The 15,715-nt window shown below is 66.1% G+C and carries 15 protein-coding genes; 7 read left to right on the top strand and 8 right to left on the bottom strand.

Annotation, left to right across the window (positions count from 1 at the left end; translation table 11 throughout):
* Positions 1-289 precede the first annotated feature (289 nt).
* From M2342_RS15200 to M2342_RS15175, 6 genes are all read left to right on the top strand, one after another.
* On the top strand, positions 290-832 hold the full coding sequence (locus tag M2342_RS15200) for a sigma-70 family RNA polymerase sigma factor (RefSeq protein ID WP_264579699.1): 543 nt from the start codon (positions 290-292) through the stop codon (positions 830-832).
* On the top strand, positions 822-1,805 hold the full coding sequence (locus M2342_RS15195; protein ID WP_264579698.1) for a FecR family protein: 984 nt from the start codon (positions 822-824) through the stop codon (positions 1,803-1,805). Before M2342_RS15200 ends, M2342_RS15195 begins: the two co-directional genes overlap by 11 nt.
* On the top strand, positions 1,787-4,264 hold the full coding sequence (locus tag M2342_RS15190; RefSeq protein WP_264579697.1) for a TonB-dependent receptor: 2,478 nt from the start codon (positions 1,787-1,789) through the stop codon (positions 4,262-4,264). The genes M2342_RS15195 and M2342_RS15190 overlap by 19 nt, the downstream gene beginning before the upstream one ends.
* A gap of 208 nt (positions 4,265-4,472) precedes the next feature.
* A complete protein-coding gene (locus tag M2342_RS15185) occupies positions 4,473-4,889 on the top strand; it encodes an Hsp20/alpha crystallin family protein (protein ID WP_264579696.1) in 417 nt (138 codons plus the stop codon).
* Positions 4,889-7,333 (top strand): endopeptidase La, encoded by a 2,445-nt coding sequence (gene lon, locus M2342_RS15180; protein WP_264579695.1) that lies wholly within the window; start codon positions 4,889-4,891, stop codon positions 7,331-7,333. Before M2342_RS15185 ends, lon begins: the two co-directional genes overlap by 1 nt.
* A 176-nt stretch (positions 7,334-7,509) precedes the next feature.
* Complete coding sequence (locus M2342_RS15175; protein ID WP_264577804.1) at positions 7,510-8,448, top strand: IS5 family transposase; 939 nt, start codon at positions 7,510-7,512, stop codon at positions 8,446-8,448.
* Between the two features lie 174 nt (positions 8,449-8,622).
* Here the strand turns inward: M2342_RS15175 and M2342_RS15170 are convergent, their stop codons facing one another.
* The 8 genes from M2342_RS15170 to M2342_RS15135 form a co-directional block, all read right to left on the bottom strand.
* A complete protein-coding gene (locus M2342_RS15170) occupies positions 8,623-9,051 on the bottom strand; it encodes a VOC family protein (protein ID WP_264579694.1) in 429 nt (142 codons plus the stop codon).
* Between the two features lie 15 nt (positions 9,052-9,066).
* Positions 9,067-9,603: a nuclear transport factor 2 family protein gene (locus M2342_RS15165; protein ID WP_264579693.1), complete on the bottom strand. Its 537-nt coding sequence runs from the start codon at positions 9,601-9,603 to the stop codon at positions 9,067-9,069.
* A 22-nt stretch (positions 9,604-9,625) separates the two neighbouring features.
* The gene (locus M2342_RS15160; RefSeq protein WP_264579692.1) at positions 9,626-10,222 is read right to left on the bottom strand and encodes a nuclear transport factor 2 family protein; all 597 of its coding nucleotides are present in this window, start codon (positions 10,220-10,222) and stop codon (positions 9,626-9,628) included.
* 89 nt (positions 10,223-10,311) lie between these two features.
* Entirely contained in the window at positions 10,312-11,007 is a 696-nt protein-coding gene (locus M2342_RS15155) for an aspartate/glutamate racemase family protein (protein ID WP_264579691.1), read from the bottom strand.
* Between the two features lie 19 nt (positions 11,008-11,026).
* A complete protein-coding gene (locus M2342_RS15150; protein ID WP_264577433.1) occupies positions 11,027-12,445 on the bottom strand; it encodes an NAD(P)(+) transhydrogenase (Re/Si-specific) subunit beta in 1,419 nt (472 codons plus the stop codon).
* Positions 12,445-12,729 carry an NAD(P) transhydrogenase subunit alpha gene (locus M2342_RS15145; RefSeq protein WP_264573533.1) on the bottom strand — a complete coding sequence of 95 codons (285 nt, stop codon included), beginning with the start codon at positions 12,727-12,729 and terminating at the stop codon, positions 12,445-12,447. Before M2342_RS15145 ends, M2342_RS15150 begins: the two co-directional genes overlap by 1 nt.
* 24 nt (positions 12,730-12,753) lie before the next feature.
* Entirely contained in the window at positions 12,754-13,890 is a 1,137-nt protein-coding gene (locus tag M2342_RS15140; protein ID WP_264579690.1) for a Re/Si-specific NAD(P)(+) transhydrogenase subunit alpha, read from the bottom strand.
* A gap of 23 nt (positions 13,891-13,913) precedes the next feature.
* Positions 13,914-14,036: an aa3-type cytochrome c oxidase subunit IV gene (locus M2342_RS15135; RefSeq protein ID WP_264579689.1), complete on the bottom strand. Its 123-nt coding sequence runs from the start codon at positions 14,034-14,036 to the stop codon at positions 13,914-13,916.
* A gap of 147 nt (positions 14,037-14,183) precedes the next feature.
* On the opposite strand from M2342_RS15135, the gene M2342_RS15130 reads away from it, so the two are divergent.
* Positions 14,184-15,635, top strand: coding sequence for a sigma-54-dependent transcriptional regulator (locus tag M2342_RS15130; protein ID WP_264579688.1), 1,452 nt, complete (start codon positions 14,184-14,186; stop codon positions 15,633-15,635).
* Positions 15,636-15,715: the final 80 nt, after the last annotated feature.

The following is a 15,715-nucleotide window of genomic DNA, read 5'->3' as shown; positions in this document are numbered from 1 at the left end:
CCGATGTGCGGGCAAGAGGGAGCGTGGAACCTTGCCCACCACCCCCACTCCCTCTTGCCCAACCCGGAGTTGAATGGAGATGACCGTCCTTGCGATCGACCGCTGCACGCATGCTGGCTCACAATCCCCTTGCGCCGTTCGCTCACGGGGCGTGGAGCCTGTGTGGAGTAGGCCGCGCCGGCCCTTGCGTGGCGGTGTCAGCGGGCTATACCGCGCAGGAGCTTCAGGTGCGCCCCGGGACGCAGGGTGCCGGGCGATGAAGGCACGGGGAAGCCACAACGGACGGACCATGAGAGGTGAAACGGGAACCGATACCGGTCCTGTCGAAGGGCAGGGGCTGGCCAGTGCGCTGATGGCGCATCGCGTCCAGCTCATCCGCTTTCTGGTCGCCCATGGCGCCGGGGATGCCGCCGAGGATCTGTTTCAGGAATTGTGGATGCGCGTCACCCAGCGCCCTACTGGTCCGGTCGGCAATCCGCTGGGCTATCTGTATCGCGCCGCCAACAACCTCATGGTCGATCGCTATCGTGCCGAGCGGCAGGCCCGGGCCCGCGACCAGGCGTGGACGGAGGCGCGCGGCATGGGCGAGGTCGTACCCGAGCCGACTGCGGAAGCGCAGCTGATTGCGCGCGAGGATTTGCGGCGGTTCGACCGCGCGCTGGAGGCGCTGGGCTCGCGCGCCTCCCAGGTTTTCCGCCGCTATCGTCTTGATGGCGTGCCCCAGCGTCAGATTGCCGCCGAGCTGGGGGTAAGCCTCAGCACGGTCGAGAGCGATCTGCGTCGTGCTTATGCTGCCCTGCTGGCCGCAAGGAGACAGTCCGATGACGCATGATCGGCAGGCGGGGATGGACCCGGCGGACGCAGCGGCCATCGACTGGCTGATGCGCCAGCGCGATCCGGCCTTCAATGCTTGGGAGGCCTTCACCGACTGGCTCGAGAGCGATCCGGCCCATGCGACGGCCTATCACCAGCTCGCCGCGCTGGATGCCGATCTTGATACCTTGCCCGCTCGCCCGGAGGACATCTGGCCGGAGGGTGGCGCCGTCGCGCGGGACGGGGGCCGGGCTGCCTCGCCCACGCCGCCTATCCCGCGCCGGTTCAGCCGTCGGCTGTGGGTGGGCGGTGCGCTCGCTGCTTCCATCGCGGGCATGGTCGGCATCGGCCTGTTTCAGGCGTCGTCGGATAGCTACCGGGTGAAGACTCCACTGGGCCGCTCGCAAGTGGTCACGCTTGTCGATGGCAGCGAGATTGCGGTGAACGGCGGCTCCTCGGTCAAGCTCAGCCGCAGCGATCCGCGCCGGATCGAGCTGGAGGAAGGGCAGGTGCTCGTCTCCGTCGTCCACAAGGATGCTGCGCCGTTCCGGGTTTCGGTCGGCGGCGCCGAGCTGGTCGATGTGGGCACGGTGTTCGATGTCGCGCGCAATGACGGGCGGATCAGCGTGGCCGTGTCGGAAGGTGCGGTGGTCTACAATCCGCGCGGCGCGGCGATCCGCGTCGATGCCGGCTATCGCTTCACCGCCCGCGATGATGGCAGCGCGACGGACCTGAGCGCGGTCAGTCCCGCAGCGGTAGGCGGCTGGCGCGCCGGCCAGCTCGTCTATGATGGTGTGCATCTGGATGATGTCGCGGCGGAAGTCGCGCGCACCACCGGCATTGCCCTGCGCACCACGCCAGCCGCGGCAGGCATCCGCTTCCGCGGGGCCCTGCGCACCGATCTGCCCGAGGAACGGCTGGTGAACGATCTCGCGGCCCTTTCCGGCACCTCTGCGACAAAGGAAAGCGGAGGGTGGACGCTCTCAAGATAGCTCGTGCCCAGCTGGCGCTGTTCGCCACGGCGGCGCTGCTGGGCGTCGCCGGGCCGGCCGCCGCGCAGGCGCCGCAGACCCGGCCCATCGACGTGCCTGCAGGGCGCTTGTCCGATCGGGTGCCGCAACTCGCGCGGCAGGCGGGCATCAGCATCAGTGTGACCAGCGACGCGCTCTGGCGCACAAAGGTCAAGCCCGTGCGCGGCACCATGACGCCGGCCGAGGCCATTGCGCGGATGCTGGCCGGCACGCGCAGCCGGGCCGTGCAGTTGAGCGCCACGAGCTGGCGGATCGATGCGGTGAGCGCGCCCGCTGCCGTAGCGCAGGCGCAAAGGCCCAGGCGTCCGGTCGCTCCGCCACCCCCTCCGGCCCCGCCGGCCGAAGTGGAATCCTTCGTCGTCACCGCCAGCAAGCTCGATCAGCGCTATGAGGATTATCCGGGCGCGGTGCATCTGCTCGATGGCAGTGACCTGCGGTTTGGCGGTGAGCGCGGCACGGACTCCATCGCCTCGCGCCTCGCCAGCGTTGCCTCGACGCATCTGGGCTCCGGGCGCAACAAGCTGTTCATCCGGGGCATCGCCGATTCCAGCTTCACCGGGCCAACGCAGGCGACGGTAGGGCAGTATCTGGGCGACCTGCGCCTCACCTATAATGCGCCGGATCCGGATCTGCGCCTGCAGGACATCAAGCAGGTCGAGGTGCTGGAGGGCTCGCAGGGCACGCTCTATGGTGCGGGGTCCCTCGGCGGCATCATCCGGCTGGTGCCCAATGATCCTGATCCGCGCGGGTTCACGGTTGAGACCAGCGCTGGGCTCAGCTTCACCCAGCATGGCGAGCCGGGCGCCGATGTCGCCGCGACCGTCAACATGCCCATCGGCACGCGCGGCCATGCCCTGCGCCTGACCGGCTATGGCATCACCGACGGCGGCTATATCGACAATCCGGTGCGCGGCGTGAACGATGTCAACCGCACGCGCATTGCTGGCGGGCGCGCCGTGCTGCGGCTGGACCCGGGCGATGCATGGACGGTGGATGTCGGCGGCATCTATCAGTCGACGCTCATCGACGATTCCCAATATGCCGACCGCGATGCCCCGCCGCTCACCCGCAACAGCTTTGTGGTCGAGGATGCCAATGCCGATTATGGCATGGCGACGCTGGTGGTCCGCAAGGATTTCGGCGCGCTGCGCTTCCAATCCTCCAATGCCTATGTCAACCACGGTCTGGACGAGCGCTTCGATGCGACGCGGACCGACACGCTCCCACGCGTGTTCGAGCAGCGCAACCGCACGCGGATGCTGACCAGCGAGACCCGGCTATGGCGCCCGGTCGAAAATGGCTTTGGCTGGGTGCTGGGCATCAGCGCCATCGACAATGAGGCCGAGCAGCGCCGCGCCTTGGGGCTCACCACGCTGCGGGCCGCTGCCACCGGCGTGCGCAATCGCGTCACGGAGCTGACCGGCTATGGCAAGCTCAGCGTCGAGGTGTCGCGCGGCATTTTGCTGAGCGGCGGCGGGCGGATCACGCACAGCCGGCTGAGCGGCAGCGCGGAGGATGTGCAGCCGCTGTTCGCCCTGCAGGGCGGCGATATTGTCGCGAGCCGGACCGAGACCAAGCTGCTGCCCTCCGGCGAGGTGTTGGCGCATCTGGTGCCGGGCCTCACCGTCTATGCCCGCTATGAGGAGGGCTTCCGGCCCGGCGGCCTTGCCATCGAATCCCAGTTCGTCCGCCAGTTCCGCAACGATCACATCCAGAGCCTGGAAGGCGGGGTGCGGATGGGTAGCGCTTATTATGGCTTCGCCGCCAGCCTTTCGGCAGCTTATGCCTATTGGCGCGACATTCAGGCCGATTTCATCGACGGGACCGGGCTGCCGACCACGGCCAATATCGGCAATGGCCGCATCACCTCCATCGCCGGCAGCCTGTCGCTCTTCCCGCTCGACGGGCTGCAGATCGATCTCAATGCCGTCTACAATCACAGCCGCGTCATCGCGCTGACGCCCGAGGCGTTCCGGCTTGCCGCGCTGCGGGCCACTGATTTGCCGGTGACCAACGCCCTGGCCCAGCTTCCCGCTTTGGGCTCTCTCGGTCAGCTCAGCGCGGATGCCTCGCCTGGCAGCATTCCCAATGTCGCGGAATATGCGGCGCAGGCCCGCATCGATTATCGCGTGCCGCTGGGGGCGGCGGATCTGCGGCTGGCCGGCTGGCTCAAATATATCGGTCCCTCGCGCCTTGGCATCGGGCCGGTGCTGGGCGACGAGCAAGGCGATTATGTCGATACCGGCGTCACCGCCCGCTACGGCGATACGCGACGGGGGGTGACGCTGTCGCTCACCAACCTGCTGGACACAACCGGCAACCGCTTCGCGCTCGGCACGCCCTTTGGCACCGGCACCGGCGGCTACACCACCCCCCAGCGCCCGCGCACCGTGCGCATTGCGGTGGATTATCGCTATTAGGTCTCACGCGTGCTCCTGCGGAAGCAGGAGCCCAGGGCCCAACCCTGTCTGCTATAGGCTCCTGGTTTCGCAGGAGCACTGTGTTGCCTCCAGTTCTCCGCCCAGCCTTCCCGCGCCCTCCTGCCGGGCTTGAAATCGGTCCGGCGAGCAACCTTATTGGATGCACGCCGCGCATCTCGCCCGGTGACCCATGGGGAAGAGGGCGCGCATGACTTCGCGGAATAGGCACTGGATGTGGGCCGATGCGGTCGACCTGCTGGATCGCATGCAGCGCCTCCAGCAGCAGAATTATGCGCCCGTCCGCGCCGCCAGCGGTCCGCCGGCCTGGGAGCCGCCTGCCGACATGATCGAGACGGCGCATGAGGTGCTGGTCATCGTGGCGCTGCCCGGTGTGGATGCCGAGAAGGCGGAGGCGTTCATCGAGGATGGCGTGCTCATCGTGCGCGGCCAGCGCATCCTGCCGCCGGAGCTGCGCACCGCGCGCATTCATCGCCTCGAACTGCCGCAGGGCCGCTTCGAGCGTCGCCTTCCGTTACCCGGCGGCCAGTATCACGGTGTGCGTCGCACCGCCGTGAATGGCTGCCTGCTCGTTACGCTCAGCAAGGTCGATGGAGGCCGCTTCTGATGGAAGTTTTGACCACGAACACCGCCAATCCCACGTCCACCGGCGCCGCGCAGCCCCAGGGCGCCGCGCCCGGCGAGACGCAGCCTTTCCGGACGCTGCCGGAGGATGCGATCATCATCGTCCCCGTGCGCGGCTTCGTGCTGTTCCCCGATGTGGTGATGCCGCTGGCGCTCAGCCGCGCGATCTCGGTCAACGCTGCACAGGCGGCGGTGCGCGAGAGCCTGCCGATTGGCGTGCTCACCCAACGCGATGCGGGCGTCGACGCGCCCGTCCCGGCGGACATGCACGCCATGGGCACGCTCGCCAATGTGCTGCGCTATGTGACCGCGCCCGATGACACCCATCACCTGATTCTGCAGGGCGAAACGCGCTTTCGCATCGTGGAGTTTCTGGAAGGCTGGCCGTTCATGGTCGCCCGCGTCGAGAAGCTCGCCGAGCAGGAGGACAAGACGCCGGACGTCGAGGCGCGGCTGATCCATGTCCGTAAGCAGGCGCTGGAGACGGTGCAGCTGCTGCCGCAGGCGCCGCAGGGTCTGGCCGAGGCGATCCAGAACATCGCGTCGGCCTCGACGCTGGCCGATACCGTTTCCGCCTATCTGGACGTGGACACCACTCAGAAGCAGGAGCTGCTGGAGACTGTCTCGCTGCCGGCGCGGCTGGACCGTGTCTCGCGCCTGCTGGAGCAGCGCCTGCAGGTGCTGCGCCTCTCAGCCGAGATCGGCAAGGACGTGCAGGAGACGCTGACCAGCCGCCAGCGCGAGGCGATCCTGCGCGAGCAGATGGCCGCCATCCAGCGCCAGCTCGGCGAGGATGATGGCCGTGCGGCGGAGATCGCGGAGCTGACCGAGAAGATCGAGGCCGCCAAGATGCCCGAGGCGGTCGAGAAGGAAGCGCGCAAGGAGTTGCGTCGGCTCGAGCGGATGCCTGAGGCCGCTGCAGAGCATGGCATCATCCGCACCTATCTTGACTGGCTGACGGAGCTGCCGTGGGACATTCCCGAGGAGCAGCCCATCGACATCGCCAAGGCGCGCGAGACGCTCGATGCGGATCATTATGGCCTCGACAAGATCAAGCGGCGGATCGTCGAATATCTTGCCGTGCGCAAGCTCGCGCCCGGCGGCAAGGCGCCGATCCTGTGCTTCGCCGGCCCGCCCGGCGTCGGCAAGACCTCGCTCGGCCAGTCCATCGCGCGGGCCATGGGCCGCCCATTCGAGCGCGTGAGTCTGGGCGGCGTGCATGACGAGTCCGAGATCCGCGGCCACCGCCGGACCTATGTCGGCGCCATGCCCGGCAACATCATCCAGGCGATCCGCAAGGCCGGGCGGCGCGATTGCGTCATCATGCTGGACGAGATCGACAAGATGGGCCGCGGTGTGCAGGGCGATCCTTCGGCCGCCATGCTCGAAGTGCTCGACCCCGAGCAGAATGGCAGCTTCCGGGACAATTATCTCGGCGTGCCGTTCGATCTCTCGCGGGTGGTGTTCATCGCCACGGCCAACATGCTGGAGACCATCCCCGGCCCGCTGCGCGACCGCATGGAGATCATCACCCTCTCGGGCTATACCGAGGATGAGAAGCTGGCGATTGCCCAGCGCTATCTCGTCGCGCGCCAGCTCGCCGCCAATGGCGTCACCGCCGAGCAGGTGACGGTGGACGATGCCGTGCTGAGCGAGATCATCCGTTATTACACCCGCGAGGCGGGCGTGCGGAACCTGGAGCGGGAGATCGGCAAGACCATCCGCAACGCCGCCGTGCGGATTGCCGAGGGCAGTGCGGACAAGGTTTCCATCGGCGTCGATGATCTGCACGAGGTGCTGGGTGACCGCATCTTCGAGAATGAGGTGGCGCAGCGCACCAGCGTGCCCGGCGTGGCAACCGGGATGGCCTGGACGCCCGTCGGCGGCGACATCCTGTTCATCGAGGCAACGAAGATGTCCGGCTCCGGCCGGCTCATCCTCACCGGCCAGCTGGGGGACGTGATGAAGGAGAGCGCGCAGGCGGCGCTGAGCTTGCTCAAGAGCCGGGCCAACAGCCTCGGCGTCTCGGCGGAACTGCTGGAGAAGAGCGACATTCACGTCCATGTCCCCGCCGGCGCCACGCCCAAGGACGGGCCAAGCGCGGGCGTCGCCATGTTCATGGCGCTCACCTCCCTGCTCACCGGCCGCACGGTGCGCAGCGATACCTCGATGACCGGGGAGATTTCCCTGCGCGGTCTTGTGCTGCCGGTGGGCGGTATCAAGGAGAAGGTCGTCGCCGCCGCGAGTGCCGGCATCACCCGCGTGATGCTCCCCGCCCGCAACAAGCGCGACTATGACGACATCCCCGCCAATGCGCGGGAGAAGCTGGAGTTCATCTGGCTGGAGACAGTCGAGGATGCGCTCGCGGCGGGGCTGGACGATCCGATCCTGCTTGCCAAGGAGCCTGCCGAGCCGACGGACGCCTGACGTCCATCAGCCCCTCCCCTTCAGGGGAGGGGAAAGGGGGTGGGGGCGATGCGCAGCATCGCTCGCATTGCGAACATCCGTGGTGGTTGAGCCCTACCCCCACCCCTCCTCTGAAGGGGATCGTTGCAAAACGGTGTGACATTTGATTCACTTGGTTTGCGTTGAGGAGGCAGGTGATGACAGGTCAGCTCGGTTTTGCGGAAGGTTGGGTGTCGCCCAAACTTGGTCGGAACGAGAGCCTGGATCGGCTATCGCAGGACGTGCGGTGGTATCGGTTCGAGAAGCTGCTGGTGCGGCTCGATCAAGGGGGCGGACGGCCGCCGTTTCCACCGTTACTGATGCTCAAGGCCTTGCTTTTACAGCAGTTCTATGGGCTGTCGGATGCCGATCTGGAAGAGGCGATCAACGATCGGGTGTCGTTCCGGCGGTTCATCGGCCTGCCGCTCGAAGCGTCGTCGCCCGATCACACGACGCTGTGCCGGTTCCGCAATCGCCTGGCCGAGGCCGGGCTGAGTGAAAAGCTGTTTGGCGCGTTCTCGCGCCAGTTGGAGGCGCGCGGTCTCGTGCTCAAGCGCGGCACGATGATCGATGCCTCGCTGGTGGCAACGCCCTTCCGCCCCGGCTCGAGCAGCGGCACGCGCGAGGCAGTGGACGATGATGCGACGCTGACCATGCGCAAGCATCGCGCGCATTATGGCTACAAGGTGCATATCGGCACGGATCAGGACAGCCGCCTGATCCGCCGGCTGGTACTGACCGGAGCAAATGTGGCCGACACCGACATGGCAGAGCGCCTCGTGTGCGGCGACGAGCAGGCGGTCTATGCCGACAAGGCCTATGCCAAGCGGGCGCGGCGACAGTGGCTCAAGGCAGCCGGGATCAAGCCGCGGATCATGCACAAGACTTGGGGCGGCGGCCCGCCGCTTACACCCTTGCAGCGCCGCCACAACGACCTGATCTCCCCCATCCGTGCCCAGGTCGAGGGCGTGTTCGCCACGCTCAAGCGATGGATGGGGTTTACGGCGGTGCGCTATAACGGCCTGAAAGCAAACCGAAGTCACTGCTTTCTGCTCGCCCTTGCCTACAACATGAAGCGATCGCTTAAACTGGCCTGAGCCAGACACCAGAACGCCAAGAGGGCGGCCTCCCGATGCCGAAACGCCGCCCTCTTCAGGGCCCCAGTACGTACCCAGATCCGCCGTCGCTTACCAAAAAGACCCAATCACACCTTTCGCAACGATCCCCTGAAGGGGAGGGGCTAAGGCGCGCACAAACAGCTTAACCCCCATTCAAAGCGCGAAGGTCACGCGCCCCTCGGCATCGATCGGCCAGGCCGGGTTCCACGCAATCTCCCAGGCATGGCCGTCAGGATCGGCAACATAGCCGCGCATCCCGCCATGGGGCGGCGCGTCGGCGGGCCGCAGCAGGCTGCCGCCCGCTTCCACCAGCCGGGCAATCAGCGGCGCGACCTCCGCTTGCGTCGCGACATTATGCGCCAGCGCGAAAGGGGCGGTGGACCCGTCACCAGCCACCGTGCGCTGCATGTCCTGCGCCAGCGCGTCCTTCGCCCAAAGCCCGAGGACGAAGCCGTTCATCTGGTAGAAGAGGATGTCCTCCCCCTCGTACACCGGCGTCCAGCCGAAACCCTCGCGATAAAAGCGCCGCGCGCGTGCCAGATCGCCGATGCCCAGCGTGATGACGGCGACCTGTTGCTGCACGGGCGGCCTCCGCTCTTAGTCCTTTACCGCGACATTGCGCAGCTGGATCAGCCACTTGCCATTGACGCGCACCACATCGTCGCGTCCGCGACCGGCAGCGGCGAGCCGCGGCGGGGGATTGAGCGCGCGGTCGGCGAACACCGTCTGCCAGTAATAATTTACCTGCGCATGGTCGCGGTCGATGAAGGTGATGGTCTGGTTGCTCATCATGTGGTGCATCGCGCCGATATGCTCGCCCTTGGCCCGGCGCTCCTCCTGGCTGGTCTTCATGGCGGTGATCATCTTGCGCAGCGCCTCGCTGCCCTTGACGTCGTTGAAGGCGCCGTCGGGCGTAAACTGCGCGGCGTAGGCATCCGCATTCAGACTGTCGGCCGCGCGCACATAATCCCACATCAGCTTCTCGATCTGGGTGCGATCCTGCACTTCCTGAAGGATGCGGGCGTGATCGGCCTGATCGCCATGCCCGGCATGTTGCGCGAGCAGCGGGGCAGGCTGAGCGACCAGCATGAGTGCGCTCAGCGCCACGCCGGTCAGAGTTGTGCGTGTCGTCATCTGTCCTCTCCCTGTTTATGGTTCAGCCGGCCGGCGGCGGCACGGGCTGGGACGGCGCGGCGGGCGCCGCCGTCGGGGCTGCGGCGGGCGGCGGGGCGGCGGGCAGCGTCGCCGGGTCCCAATGCTCGTCGGCCTTGCCGTCGACAAAGCGCCACATGTCGAACCAGGTCGTTGTGTAGGTTTTGGAGGGATCGTTGGGATAGGGCGCTTCCCGCACGAAGCTGACCGTCACGAAGTCACCCTCGGCCTGCACCGCCACTACCGGGGTCTTCATCTTTTCAGGGATCGGCGTGGGCGTGCGCTTGGCGACGTTCATGAAGAAGTCCATCACCGCCTTGAGGCCCGAACCCGCCATCGGATTGTGCTGGATGTAGCGATCGGTGAGGTAGAGCGGCGCGCGGTCCCAGTGATTGGCCTCCAGCAGCTCCTTCACGATCTTGAGCGCGGCCTGCTTGTTGCGATGCAGCTTCGGGTCCGGGCTGGTGAACAGCGATTCGGGGTCGGGATGCGCCACCACCGCGTCATTGAGTGCCCGCATCTGGGCATAAGCAGGCGCGGTGCTCAGCAGCAGCGCGGCGGCGATCAAAGGCAACGAGATCTTGGTCGGGGAGACTCGCATCGGGCAGATCCTCTCGCTTGGTCTTTCAAACCATTAGGACCGTATGTATCGCCCGGCGCGAACCCCGGCACAAGCCCAAAGCGGTCCGGCTATTTGCCCAGCACGAAGCGGGCGCCGGCCTCGGCATGGATGGTCGTGCTGTCGTAGATCGGCAACACATTGGCGTTCACGTCCACGATCAGGTCGAGCTCCGTGCAGGCGAGAACCACGGCCTGCACATCCTCCTTGGCGATGTTGGTCAGCTCGGTCTTCATGTAGCGCTCGGCCTCGCGGGTGATGATGCCGGCCGCCAGCTCGGTATAGACGAGCTTATCGATGCCCTCGGCCAGATCGGCCTCGGCTGGCAGCAGTGAGACGCCGCCTTCCTGCACCAGATGCTGGCGATAATCGCGGTCGCTCATCACATTGCTGGTGCCGACCAGCGCGACCGATTTCACCTTGTCCGCCTTCAGCCGCGCGCCGATCTCGTCGATGATGTGGATGACCGGCAGGTCCACGCTCGCCCCGATCTGCGGCACCACCTTGTGTAGGCTGTTGGCGCAGATCATCAGCGCTTCCGCACCAGCGGCCTGCAGGCGCTTGGCTGCGCCGACCATGTGGCCGGCCCCGCAATCCCAGTCATTGGCCGAGGCGCAGCGGGCGACATCGGCAAAGTCGAGGCTGTCAATCAGCAGGGTCGCGCTGTGCAGCCCGCCCAGCTCGCGCTGCACGGAGCGGTTGATGAGGTCGTAATAGCGGGCCGTGGACGTCCAGGAGATGCCACCGATCAGTCCAAGCTTGCGCATCAAAACTCCATCTTGCGTGTCAGTGCCCGAGCGACTTGACGATCTCTTCGACCATCTTCTTGGCATCGGCGAGCAGCATCATGGTGTTGTCCATGTAGAAGACGTCATTGTCCACCCCCGCATAGCCCACGCCGCCCATGGAGCGCTTCACGAACAGCACGGTCTTGGCGTTGGCCACATCGAGGATCGGCATGCCGTAGATCGGCGAGGACTTGTCCGTCTTGGCCGCGGGATTGGTCACGTCATTGGCGCCGATGACGAAGGCGACGTCGGTCTGCGCGAATTCGCTGTTGATGTCCTCCAGCTCGAACACCTCGTCATAAGGCACATTCGCTTCGGCCAGCAGCACGTTCATATGGCCGGGCATGCGGCCTGCCACCGGGTGGATGGCATATTTGACGCTCACGCCCTCCGCCTTGAGCATGTCGCCCATCTCGCGCAGCGCGTGCTGCGCCTGGGAAACGGCCATGCCGTATCCGGGCACGATGATGACGCTGTCCGCCTGCTTCATCAGGAACGCCGCGTCTTCCGCGCTGCCGCGCTTCCACGGGCGCTGCTCCTTTGCTTCGCCGTCGCCGCTCGCCGCTTCTGCGCCGAACCCGCCGGCAATTACGGACAGGAAGCTGCGGTTCATCGCCTTGCACATGATGTAGCTGAGGATCGCGCCCGAGGAGCCGACCAGCGCCCCGGTGATGATCATCGCGCTATTGCCGAGCGTGAAGCCCATCGCGGCCGCGGCCCAGCCGGAATAGCTGTTCAGCATCGAGACGACGACCGGCATGTCGGCCCCGCCAATGGGGATGATGAGCAGGAAGCCGATGACGAAGGCGAGGACGAGGATGATCCAGAAGTCCATCGGCGCCTGGCTGTGCCAGAAGCCGTAGGTGAAGAAGAGGATCGCCAGCAGCGTGCCGATGTTGATGATGTGGCGCACCGGCAGCAGGATGGGCTTGCCGCTCATATTGCCGTTGAGCTTGAGGAAGGCGATGACCGAACCGGAGAAAGTGATCGCGCCGATTGCCACGCCTAGCGCCATCTCGATGCGGCTGGCGGCATGGATGGCGCCGGTCAGCTCATCGGCAATGCCGAAGGAAACCGGGCTGAGGAAGGCGGCGACGCCGACCAGCACGGCGGCAAGGCCGACGAGGCTGTGAAAGGCCGCGACGAGCTGTGGCATGGCCGTCATGGCGATCCGCCGCGCGATCACGAAGCCGAGCACGCCGCCCATGATGATCGCGATGCCGATGCGCGGCATTGCCACCGCATCATGCGTCGCCACGGTGGTACCCACCGCGATAAACATGCCGAGCATGCCGAAGCGATTGCCGCGCCGGCTGCTCTCCGGATTGGAAAGGCCGCGCAGCGCCAGAATGAACAGCACGCCGGAAATGAGATAGGCGAGGGCCGCCAGCGGCCCGACAGGCAGGAACGCCAGCATCACTTGCGCTCCTTCTTCTTGTACATCGCCAGCATCCGCTCGGTCACGGCAAAGCCGCCGAAGATGTTGATCGAGGCGAGCACCACACCGATCAGCCCCAGCCACTCAGCCAGCGGATTGCCAGCCTCCGCCGCCGCGATGAGCGCGCCGACGATGATGACCGAGGAAATCGCGTTGGTCACCGCCATCAGCGGCGTATGCAGCGCGGGCGTGACCGACCACACGACATAATAGCCGACGAAGCAGGCCAGCACGAAAATCGAAAGAATCGCAATGAAGTCCATGATTCTGGTCCCCTCCCATGGAGACTAGGTGCTGCTTGTCTGCAGCCTCTCATTTACCACCTTGCCGCCCTGGGTGACGCGGATGCCTTTTACGATCTCGTCGTCATCCGGCGGCACAGGCGCATTGGCGTCCTTGTCCCAATAAGCGGACAGGAAATTGTAGAGATTGCGCGCGAACAGCGCGGAAGTGTCCGCCGCGAGGCGCGAAGGCATGTTGCGGTGGCCGACGATCTTCACGCCATGGCGCAGGGCGATTTCGCCTGGCACCGCGCCCTCGACATTGCCGCCCTGCTCGACGGCCAGATCCACGATCACGCTGCCCGGCTTCATCGTCGCGATCTGCGCGTCCGAGATCAGGCGCGGCGCCGCGCGGCCGGGGATCAGCGCGGTGGTGATCACGATGTCCTGCTTGGCGATATGGCTGGAAACCAGCTCGGCCTGCGCTTTCTGATATTCCGGCGACATTTCGGTGGCATAGCCGCCGCTGCCTTCGCCCTCGATGCCCTTCACCGCGTCCACGAAGATCGGCTTGGCGCCGAGCGATTCGATCTGTTCCTTGGTCGCGGCGCGCACGTCCGTCGCGCTCACCTGCGCGCCGAGCCGGCGGGCGGTGGCGATGGCCTGAAGGCCTGCGACGCCCACACCCATCACGAAGACGCGCGCGGCGGACACGGTGCCGGCCGCCGTCATCATCATCGGGAAGGCGCGGCCATATTCGGCAGCGGCGTCCAGCACCGCCTTGTAGCCCGAGAGGTTGGACTGGGAGGAGAGAATGTCCATGCTCTGCGCGCGGGTGATGCGCGGCATGAACTCCATGGCCAATGCTTCCAGCCCGGCGGCCGCATAACGATCGATCCGCGCGCGCTCGCCAAAGGGGTTGAGCGATCCGACCAGCCATGCGCCCGGCGCCGCGCCCGCAATGCTCTCGGGCTCCGGCCCCTGCACGCACAGGATAATGCCCGCGTTCTGCACGGTGGCAGCCCGGTCGGTCACCGTCGCTCCCGCGGCCTCATACTCGGCATCGGAGACGCTGGCAGAAAGGCCCGCGCCCGTTTCCACCGCCAGCTCCGCACCGAGCGCCTTGAACTTGCGGACGGTTTCGGGCGACGCGGCCACGCGCCGCTCGCCAGCGGCGGTCTCGCGAATGACGGCGATTTTCATGAACATCCCCCCGTTCGGAGGGATCAGGCGATGATCATGATGACGATGAGCGCGGCGATTGCGCTGAGAATCGTGCCCCACTTCATCAGCGTCACGAAGCCGCTGTAGCTGCCGGTTGCCTGATTCATGTCCTGTTCGTTCGCCATGGCTATCCTGTTCCAGATTGTCGTCTTCGCAATGTCCTAGCGGCATTATTTGGCGGCCTCAAGCAGCTTGCCGCAAAGACAGGTCGGCTTAACAGCCTCTTTACCCCCTCTCTTTAATTCCGTCGGCTGCAACGAGCGGAAGAGAGCATGACCGATCCCGAAAATCCTGTTCTGCTGCTGGTCGATGACGAGCCGGCGCAGCGCCGACTCAATATTGCCATGGCGCATCGGGCAGGCTGGCGCGCGATGAGCGCGAGCACGGCGGAGGATGCGCTCGAGCTGCTCGAGTCCCGTGAAGGCGCGCGCATCAATGCCGTGATGATCGACGACTGGACGCAGGAAGGCGAGGCCAGCGACCTCATCCGTGCCATCGGCGTCCGTCGCCCGCAATTGCCGGTTCTGGTCATCACCGCCAATGGCTCTGCCGAGCGGGCGGTGGATGCGATGCGGGCCGGCGCCCATGATTTCCTTATCAAGCCGATCGCGCCGGACAGTTTCCTGAGCGCGCTGCAGGCTGCGCTCAACCATGCCGGTAGTGCGGGTGAATTGCGCCCGCTCACCGAAAAGAACCGGGCACCGCTCGGCTTCGACGAGATTGTCGGCTCCTCGCCCACCTTCCGCTCTGCCCTCGCCATCGCCGCCAAAGCCGCCCGAGCTCGCGTGCCCATCCTCATCGAGGGGGAAAGCGGTGTCGGCAAGGAAGTCATCGCCCATGCCATCCACGCCGCCAGTCCGCGCGCCCGCGCGCCCATGGTGACGGTCAATTGCGGCGCGATCCCGTCCAATCTGGTCGAATCGGACCTGTTCGGCCATGAACGCGGCGCCTTTACTGGCGCGTTCGATCGGCATGTCGGCAAGTTCAGTACTGCCAATGGCGGCACGATCTTTCTCGACGAGATCAGCGAATTGCCGCTTGATGCGCAGGTCAAGCTGTTGCGGGTGTTGCAGGATGGCGAGATCCAGCCCGTCGGCGCGCGCCTGCCCAGTCAGGTCGATGTCCGCGTGATCGCGGCGACTAACAAGCGGCTGCTTGACGAGGTGGAGGCGGGGCGTTTCCGCGAAGACCTTTATTACCGCCTCAACGTCGTCCAGCTGACCATTCCGCCGCTGCGGGATCGTCGCGGCGATATTCCCGCGCTGGCGCGTCATCTGCTGGAGCGGGTTGTCGCGCAGCCGGGGATGCGCAGCCTCGGCATCACCAATGAGGCGATCAACCTGCTCGCCCTGCACGATTGGCCGGGCAATGTCCGTCAGTTGCACAACACGCTCTTCCGCGCGGCCGTGTTGTGTGAGGGCGATGCCCTCACGGCCGCGGATTTCCCGCAACTCTCCGGCAAGCTCAACCAGAGCGAGCCGGTGCGACGCGAGAACGGGCAGGTCACGCCCATGGTCCGCAACGCGCAGGAAAGTGGCATCGGCGTCACGCTCTATGAGCCGAACGGCCATCTGCGCGCGCTGGCCGATATCGAGGCCGACGTCATTCGCCTCGCCATCGGCCATTATCGCGGCCGCATGACGGAAGTGGCGCGCCGCCTCGGCATCGGCCGCTCGACGCTGTATCGCAAGCTGGCCGAACTGGGCATCGATACGGCGGCCTGAGAGGGCCGCTCTAGTCCTTTGCCGGTAAGATCGGCGGCAGAGTCATCCGCCGATTTCAATCACCGTCATTCCCGCGAACG

Source organism: Sphingobium sp. B8D3A (assembly GCF_025961995.1).
In the GTDB taxonomy this organism is placed as follows: Bacteria; Pseudomonadota; Alphaproteobacteria; order Sphingomonadales; family Sphingomonadaceae; genus Sphingobium.
This window is presented reverse-complemented; position numbering and strand designations above follow the sequence as displayed.

Excerpts from the sequence above, each read along its gene's own strand:
- M2342_RS15200 (WP_264579699.1), top strand. The coding sequence starts at position 290 with ATGAGAGGTGAAACGGGAACCGATACCGGTCCTGTCGAAGGGCAGGGG.
- M2342_RS15195 (WP_264579698.1), top strand. The coding sequence starts at position 822 with ATGACGCATGATCGGCAGGCGGGGATGGACCCGGCGGACGCAGCGGCC.
- M2342_RS15185 (WP_264579696.1), top strand. The coding sequence starts at position 4,473 with ATGACTTCGCGGAATAGGCACTGGATGTGGGCCGATGCGGTCGACCTG.
- lon (WP_264579695.1), top strand. The coding sequence starts at position 4,889 with ATGGAAGTTTTGACCACGAACACCGCCAATCCCACGTCCACCGGCGCC.
- M2342_RS15175 (WP_264577804.1), top strand. The coding sequence starts at position 7,510 with ATGACAGGTCAGCTCGGTTTTGCGGAAGGTTGGGTGTCGCCCAAACTT.
- M2342_RS15165 (WP_264579693.1), bottom strand. The coding sequence starts at position 9,603 with ATGACGACACGCACAACTCTGACCGGCGTGGCGCTGAGCGCACTCATG.
- M2342_RS15160 (WP_264579692.1), bottom strand. The coding sequence starts at position 10,222 with ATGCGAGTCTCCCCGACCAAGATCTCGTTGCCTTTGATCGCCGCCGCG.
- M2342_RS15155 (WP_264579691.1), bottom strand. The coding sequence starts at position 11,007 with ATGCGCAAGCTTGGACTGATCGGTGGCATCTCCTGGACGTCCACGGCC.
- M2342_RS15150 (WP_264577433.1), bottom strand. The coding sequence starts at position 12,445 with ATGCTGGCGTTCCTGCCTGTCGGGCCGCTGGCGGCCCTCGCCTATCTC.
- M2342_RS15145 (WP_264573533.1), bottom strand. The coding sequence starts at position 12,729 with ATGGACTTCATTGCGATTCTTTCGATTTTCGTGCTGGCCTGCTTCGTC.
- M2342_RS15140 (WP_264579690.1), bottom strand. The coding sequence starts at position 13,890 with ATGAAAATCGCCGTCATTCGCGAGACCGCCGCTGGCGAGCGGCGCGTG.
- M2342_RS15135 (WP_264579689.1), bottom strand. The coding sequence starts at position 14,036 with ATGGCGAACGAACAGGACATGAATCAGGCAACCGGCAGCTACAGCGGC.
- M2342_RS15130 (WP_264579688.1), top strand. The coding sequence starts at position 14,184 with ATGACCGATCCCGAAAATCCTGTTCTGCTGCTGGTCGATGACGAGCCG.